The following is a 1,979-nucleotide window of genomic DNA, read 5'->3' as shown; positions in this document are numbered from 1 at the left end:
GCGGTCGCGCCGACGGCACCCGCGCCGACGACCGCGACCTCGAGGCCCCTGCCCTCGCGCGTGAACGCGTCCGCACCGACCGCCAGCTCGGCGTCGTCCGGGCTGCTCATCGTCGATCCCCCACCGACGCGGTGGCCGATCCGCTCGGCGACTGCCCGTCGGCTGCGTGTTCGGTTCGCATAGCGGTCACTCGTGTGGCGGACCACTTACCTCTGGGTGATTCCGCGATCCAAGCGAACGCATCGCCTGTGCGAAGACCGGCGCGTCGAACGAAAGGGGGAGTGGATGGGGGAAGAGGGGGTACGACGGCAGGGGGCGTGAAGCTCCATGGTTCAGCGCCGATCGTCCCTGCCGTACCTTCGGTTATTCGCCGATCACGGATACCGTTACTCCCAAATAAATTTGGCCGAGCGCGACATCGACGCGGCTCAAGTCACGTACAACGAGTATGCGATCACGAAGAAGCCGGCCAGTACCAGCAGGCTCTCGAGGAGGATGCCGGTCATCAGCGGGACGCCGAGTATTTCATACAGCATGCCGGCCAGTACCAGTCCGAGGGTAACGAGGCCGAAGCCGAGCGAGAGATAGCCCAGCGCGGACTGACGAGTGCGTCGGTAGGCCTTGTAGGCGAAGAACGTGATGACGCCGCCGACGATGAGGACGAGCGTCTTGACGACCGCGAGGGCGATCGCGGTCGGCATTGTCGCGGCGGAGACCCACATGACTATTCCTATCCTGATTTTCAACAGCCGAACCAAGAACCTTGCCGTTCCCGGAGACGGTGTTCCGTGCCACCACCCCACACCATCAGTCGCCGGTACTGATAGTCGGCGTCGACGCCGGTCTCAGGGATCGGCGGTTCGTGACTGCTGTACACCGTGTGACGGCACACTGGCGGATCACACCGCCGTGAGACGGCTGCGAGCGAAGCGTTTTGCCGACGGCGACGCGAGACACACTCATGACGCGACTGGTCGAACTCGAGGCCAACGGCCCACGGAAGCTCGAGCCCGAGGACATCGACGACGAGAAAGGCGACGTGGCGGTCTGTCAGTGCGGACTCTCGGACGACTTTCCCTTCTGTGACGGGAGCCACCGGCGGACCCGCGACGAGGACGAGGGCACGACCTACGTCTACGAGGACGGCGAGCGGCGAGAAGTCGAACGGGTCGTGACGGCCGACGAAACGGACGAGTAGAGGCGCGACGGCACGCCGTCGCTCACAGCGAGCGGGCGGAGTTACAGACGACGAGCAGGCTGCTCGCGGCCATCGCGACGGCGGCAAACAGCGGGTTCAACAGACCGGCGACTGCCAGCGGGATCGCGACCGCGTTGTAGGCGAAGGCCCAGCCGAGGTTCTGGCGGATCCGTCGGTGCGTGGCCGTCGCCACGTCGAAGGTTTCGCCGACGGCCGTGAGGTCGTCGCCGACGATCACCGCGTCGGCCGCGTCGGTCGCGAGCTGTGTTCCCCCGCCCATCGCGATGCCGACGTCGGCCGCGGCCAGCGCGGGCGCGTCGTTGCTGCCGTCGCCGACCATCGCGACCGTCCCGCGGGCCCGGAGCCGGTCGACGGTCTCGGCCTTCGCTTCCGGCGGCACGCCCGCGAAGACCTCGTCGACGCCCTCGAGGTCGCGGAAGCGCTCGGCCGCCGCCCCCTCGTCGCCGGTGAGGACGACGACCTCGTGGTCCGCCGAGAGGTCCGTCAGGGCCGCCTCGAGATCGTCTCGCGGTGCGTCCCCGACGACGACGACGCCGTGAGCCCGGTCGTCCCAGCCGACGACGACGGGCACGCGGCCCGCCGATCTCGCGTCCTCGATCCGGGGCTCGAGGGCGTCGGGGATCACCAGCCCGCGCTCCCGACAGAAGTCGGGGTGGCCGACGACGACCTGGTCGCCGTCGACGCGACCGCTGACGCCGCGGCTCGCCCGCTCGAAGTCCGCGACGGTGCTGGCTGCCGTCGCGTCGTCGGGTGCCGCGTC

General features: G+C 68.6%; 3 protein-coding genes and 1 pseudogene. 1 reads left to right on the top strand and 3 read right to left on the bottom strand.

Features of this window, described 5'->3' with window-relative positions; all coding sequences use genetic code 11:
• Positions 1–140: pseudogene (locus ACSBP4_RS19590) on the bottom strand (sarcosine oxidase); the annotation flags it as partial.
• Between the two features lie 288 nt (positions 141–428).
• The gene (locus ACSBP4_RS19585) at positions 429–722 is read right to left on the bottom strand and encodes a DUF7521 family protein (RefSeq protein WP_006182628.1); all 294 of its coding nucleotides are present in this window, start codon (positions 720–722) and stop codon (positions 429–431) included.
• 239 nt (positions 723–961) lie between these two features.
• Between ACSBP4_RS19585 and ACSBP4_RS19580 the strand changes: the two genes are divergently transcribed.
• Positions 962–1,198, top strand: coding sequence for a CDGSH iron-sulfur domain-containing protein (locus tag ACSBP4_RS19580; RefSeq protein ID WP_049965073.1), 237 nt, complete (start codon positions 962–964; stop codon positions 1,196–1,198).
• A gap of 22 nt (positions 1,199–1,220) precedes the next feature.
• Here the strand turns inward: ACSBP4_RS19580 and ACSBP4_RS19575 are convergent.
• Positions 1,221–1,979 (bottom strand): heavy metal translocating P-type ATPase (locus tag ACSBP4_RS19575; RefSeq protein WP_435553205.1); only part of this gene is annotated, 759 nt, incomplete at its 5' end.

The organism is Natrinema sp. CGMCC1.2065 (assembly GCF_051225675.1).
Classification (GTDB): domain Archaea; phylum Halobacteriota; class Halobacteria; order Halobacteriales; family Natrialbaceae; genus Natrinema; species Natrinema thermotolerans.
Note: the sequence above shows the minus strand (reverse complement) of the source record. Positions and strands in the feature narration are given on the sequence as shown.